This window comes from Brevundimonas sp. (assembly GCF_036399195.1).
GTDB lineage: Bacteria > Pseudomonadota > Alphaproteobacteria > Caulobacterales > Caulobacteraceae > Brevundimonas.
Window position 1 is genome coordinate 1 of the sequence record NZ_DASWNO010000151.1, and the last position, 3,999, is coordinate 3,999.

A 3,999-nucleotide genomic window follows, 5' to 3' on the forward strand; every position below is an offset into this window, starting at 1 on the left:
GGGCCCTTGCCGTCGATCGGCTCGCCCAGCGGGTTGACGACGCGGCCCAGCAGGCCCTTGCCGACCGGCACGTCCACGATCTCGCCCAGGCGGCGGACTTCATCGCCCTCGGCGATCTGGGCGTCGGCGCCGAAGATCACGGCCCCTACGTTGTCGCGCTCGAGGTTCAGGGCCATGCCCTTCACGCCGGCCTTGGGGAATTCGATCATCTCGCCGGCCTGGACGTTGTCCAGACCGTGGATGCGGGCGATGCCGTCGCCGACCGACAGCACCTGGCCGACGTCGGAAACGTCGGCTTCGACGCCGAAGTTGGCGATCTGCGACTTGAGGATGGCCGAGATTTCGGCGGCGCGGATGTCCATGACAGGCTCTCTGTTATCGTCTCTTGGGTCGGGCGATCAGGCCCGGTGCATTCTGGTGGGTCAGCGCGCTTACGCGCGCTTCAGTGCGAACTTCATCTGGTCGAGCTTGGTCTTCAGCGAGGCGTCGAACAGCTTCGAGCCCACCTTGACCTTGAGGCCGCCGAGGATCGACGGATCGACCCGGGCGGTCATTTCGGGGTCCTTGCCCAGCGAGGCGCGCAGGGCGGACTGGATCGACGTCATCTGCGCGGCGGTCAGGGCCTGGGCCGACACGACCTCCGCGGCGACCACGCCCGTCTTCTTCGCATACAGGGCGTCAAAGCCGGCGATGACGCCCGGCAGGTCGCGGGCGCGGCCGTTCTGGCCCAGCAGGCCGAGGAAGTTGCGCGTCACGCCGTTGAAGCGGGCGGCGTCGGCGATGGCGACGAGACCCTTCTGCTGGTCTTCCGACGCGATCACCGGCGAGGTGGCCAGACGGCGCAGGTCGGCGCTGTCGTTCCAGGCGGCGCGCAGCGACTTGAGATCGGCGCGCACGGCTTCCAGGGCGCCGGTCTCGTCAGCCAGATCGAACAGCGCCTGTGCGTAGCGCTCTCCGACTTCCGTCGTCCTGTAATCGTCAGCCACTTGTAAGGTCCGCGCGGGTTAGCGTTCGGGTTGCGGCCGGCGGCGGATTGCGCACCGACCAAAGTCTTGAAATGCTTCAAGAAAGCAAACCGGGGACGCGCCTTGCGACGCGCCCTCCGGCTCAGCCGGGCGCCTGATAGCACCCATCCCCCGCCGCCGCAACCGAGGCGGGCCCGGATGGTCCGTCGGATTGCCGCACCCTGTCAGTGCGCGGCGCGTTTGCCGCGCGGGATCAGGTGCATGACCGCCACGATGACCCCGCCGACGACCAGGCCGACGACGGCCGAGGCGGCGGCCGTGGTCAGCCAGCCGGTCACGGGCCCTATCAGCGGCACACCACCGGCGGCGCGTGCCAGCCCCTCGATCAGGCCGGGCAGGAAATCGAGATGAAACTCGTGCAGGCCGTGAACCAGGATTCCGCCGCCGACCCACAGCATGGCCAAGGTGCCGATGGTCGCCAGTCCGGCCAGCACGACCGGCATGGCGCGAACCAGGCCCCGGCCCAGCGCGCGCTCAGGCGCCGAGGGACGCTCGGCCAGATGCAGGCCGATGTCGTCCATCTTCACGATCAGGGCGACGGCGCCATAAACCACCACCGTGATCAGCAGACCGACCAGAGCCAGGGCCGCCGCCTGCGTCGCCAGCGGGCGTTCGGCCAGGTCAGCCAGGGCGATGGCGGTGATCTCGGCCGACAGGATCAAGTCCGTGCGGATCGCCGAACCCACCATCTTCTTCTCCTGTTCCTCGGACGACAGAGCCAGTTCGTCCGCGGGAACCTCGCCGTCCCCGTGGCCCGCCAGCTTCTCCCACAGCTTCTCGCACGCCTCGAAGCACAGATAGGCCCCGCCGAGCATCAGCAGCGGCGTCAGCGCCCAGGGCGCGAAGGCGCTGATCAGCAACGCGCCGGGCAGCAGGATCAGGAATTTGTTCTTCAGCGAACCGACGGCGATCTTGCGGATGATGGGCAGCTCGCGCTGGGGCGAAAAGCCCATGGCGTAGCCGGGCGTCACCGCCGCGTCGTCGACGACCACCCCGGCGGCTTTCATGCTGGCGCGGCCGGCGGCGGCGGACACGTCGTCGACCGAGGCCGCCGCCATCTTGGCGATGGTGGCGACGTCGTCGAGAAGGGCGGCAAGACCTGAGGGCACGCTTCACCTGACAGAAGGAATGCAGTTCGCCCTTGGCTAGGCGAGCGCGCGGGCCGGGTCCAGAGGCGCCCGTCAAGCGCGGCGCCCTGACGCGCCCTGCCGGAACGGAAAATTATGGCGCAGCGCCACCGCCTGGCTTATCCCGGGCGGATGACCGAAATCGCCGCGCTTCTGACCGATCCCGCCGCATGGGCGGCCCTGATCACACTGATCGTGATGGAGGTGGTGCTGGGGATCGACAATCTGATCTTCATCTCCATCCTCTCGAACAAGCTGCCGGAAGAGCACCGCTCGCGGGTCCGCCGCATCGGCATCTCGCTGGCGCTGATCATGCGTCTGGCCCTGCTGTCGATGATCGCGTGGATCGTCAGCCTGACGGCGCCCGTCTTCGCCGTGATGGGCAACGAATTCTCGTGGAAGGACATGATCCTGATCGCGGGCGGCCTGTTCCTGGTCTGGAAGGCGACCAAGGAAATCCACCACACCGTCGACCCGTCTCCCAGCGACGACCTGCTGGAGAAGGACAAGGCCGACATGGTCATCTCCAATGTGGGCTCGGCCATCTTCCAGATCATCCTGCTGGACCTGGTGTTCTCGATCGACTCCATCCTGACCGCCGTCGGCATGACGGATCACCTGCCGATCATGGTCACGGCCGTTCTGGTCGCCGTCACCGTGATGCTGCTGGCCGCCGACCCGCTGGCCAACTTCATCAACAAGAACCCGACCGTGGTCATGCTGGCCCTCGGCTTCCTGCTCATGATCGGCATGGTGCTGATCGCGGAAGGCTTCGGCGCCCATGTGCCGAAGGGTTACATCTACGCCGCCATGGCCTTCTCGGCGGGGGTCGAGGTGTTGAACATGTGGAGCCGCAAGGCCAGCACCAAGCGCGAGTCGGCCCAAAGGCTGAGGGCCCAGGCCAACCAGGCCGAGGCGAGGGCCAAGGCCGCCGAGGCCGACGCCGACGCCTCCGAAACCCGAGCCTGATCGATGAGGTCCGGGGCGCCAGCGCTGGCGGCGGCCCTCGTCGTTGGGCTGGCCGCCCTATTCGCGCCCGTGGCCGTCGTGGCCCAGACGCCGGTCTACGGCTACGAGCTCGTCCGGACCTTTCCGCATGATCCCGGCGCCTTCACCCAGGGGCTGGTGTTCGAGAAGGGCCTCCTGCTGGAGAGCACCGGACGGGCGCCCTCGACGGTTCGCCGGGTCCGGCTTGAGGACGGCGCGGTCCTGACGCGGCGCGAGCTTGACCCAGCCTTTTTCGGTGAAGGGCTGACGGTCGTCGGCGACCGGGTGGTGACCCTGACCTGGACCAGCGGCAAGGCCTTCGTCTGGGACCGCGAGACCCTGCGGCCGCTGGGCGAATTCGCCTACGCCGGCGAGGGCTGGGGCCTGACCACTGATGGACAGCGGCTGATCCTGTCCGACGGCACGCCGGCCCTGCGCTTCTTCGATCCCGCGACGATGGCGGAGACAGGCCGTGTGCCGGTGACGCTGAACGGCCGCCCCCTGGCCATGCTCAACGAGCTCGAATGGGTCGAGGGCGAGGTGTTCGCCAACGTCTGGCAGACCGACTTCATCGTCCGCATCGACCCGGCCACAGGCGTCGTCACCGGAATTATCGACCTGACCAACCTGATGCCCGACCGCTCCGGGCTCGATCCGACCGACGCGGTGCTCAACGGCATCGCCTGGGACCCGGAAGGCCGCCGCCTCTTCGTCACCGGCAAGAACTGGCCGAAGCTGTTCGAGATCCGGCTGACGGGGCCGCGTTAGAGGAAGCTGTACGGGTCCACGTCGACCGACAGCCGCACCGAGGCGGGCACCTTCACCCGCGCCAGCCAGACCCTGAGAAAACCCTGCAGGTC

5 protein-coding genes and 1 pseudogene are annotated in these 3,999 nt (G+C 68.0%); 2 read left to right on the forward strand and 4 right to left on the reverse strand.

Annotated features, from left to right (window positions below):
* The 3 genes and pseudogenes from VGB60_RS07015 to VGB60_RS07025 all read right to left on the reverse strand — a co-directional run.
* Positions 1 to 362 (reverse strand): annotated as a pseudogene (locus VGB60_RS07015) (F0F1 ATP synthase subunit alpha); the annotation flags it as partial.
* 69 nt (positions 363 to 431) lie between these two features.
* The gene (locus tag VGB60_RS07020; protein ID WP_331037552.1) at positions 432 to 986 is read right to left on the reverse strand and encodes a F0F1 ATP synthase subunit delta; all 555 of its coding nucleotides are present in this window, start codon (positions 984 to 986) and stop codon (positions 432 to 434) included.
* A gap of 203 nt (positions 987 to 1,189) precedes the next feature.
* The gene (locus VGB60_RS07025) at positions 1,190 to 2,134 is read right to left on the reverse strand and encodes a DUF808 domain-containing protein (protein WP_331037553.1); all 945 of its coding nucleotides are present in this window, start codon (positions 2,132 to 2,134) and stop codon (positions 1,190 to 1,192) included.
* A 150-nt stretch (positions 2,135 to 2,284) separates the two neighbouring features.
* On the opposite strand from VGB60_RS07025, the gene VGB60_RS07030 reads away from it, so the two are divergent.
* Together VGB60_RS07030 and VGB60_RS07035 are read left to right on the forward strand one after the other, a co-directional pair.
* A complete protein-coding gene (locus VGB60_RS07030; RefSeq protein WP_331037554.1) occupies positions 2,285 to 3,121 on the forward strand; it encodes a TerC family protein in 837 nt (278 codons plus the stop codon).
* Positions 3,122 to 3,124: 3 nt separating this feature from the next.
* The gene (locus VGB60_RS07035; RefSeq protein WP_331037555.1) at positions 3,125 to 3,907 is read left to right on the forward strand and encodes a glutaminyl-peptide cyclotransferase; all 783 of its coding nucleotides are present in this window, start codon (positions 3,125 to 3,127) and stop codon (positions 3,905 to 3,907) included.
* On the opposite strand, the gene VGB60_RS13325 is transcribed toward VGB60_RS07035, so the two are convergent.
* On the reverse strand, positions 3,904 to 3,999 hold a 96-nt coding region (locus VGB60_RS13325), incomplete at its 5' end, for a hypothetical protein (RefSeq protein WP_414644482.1). The two genes, VGB60_RS07035 and VGB60_RS13325, sit on opposite strands and share 4 nt — an antisense overlap.

Coding starts and splice junctions, on each gene's coding strand:
- VGB60_RS07030 (WP_331037554.1), top strand. CDS start 2,285: ATGACCGAAATCGCCGCGCTTCTGACCGATCCCGCCGCATGGGCGGCC.
- VGB60_RS07035 (WP_331037555.1), top strand. CDS start 3,125: ATGAGGTCCGGGGCGCCAGCGCTGGCGGCGGCCCTCGTCGTTGGGCTG.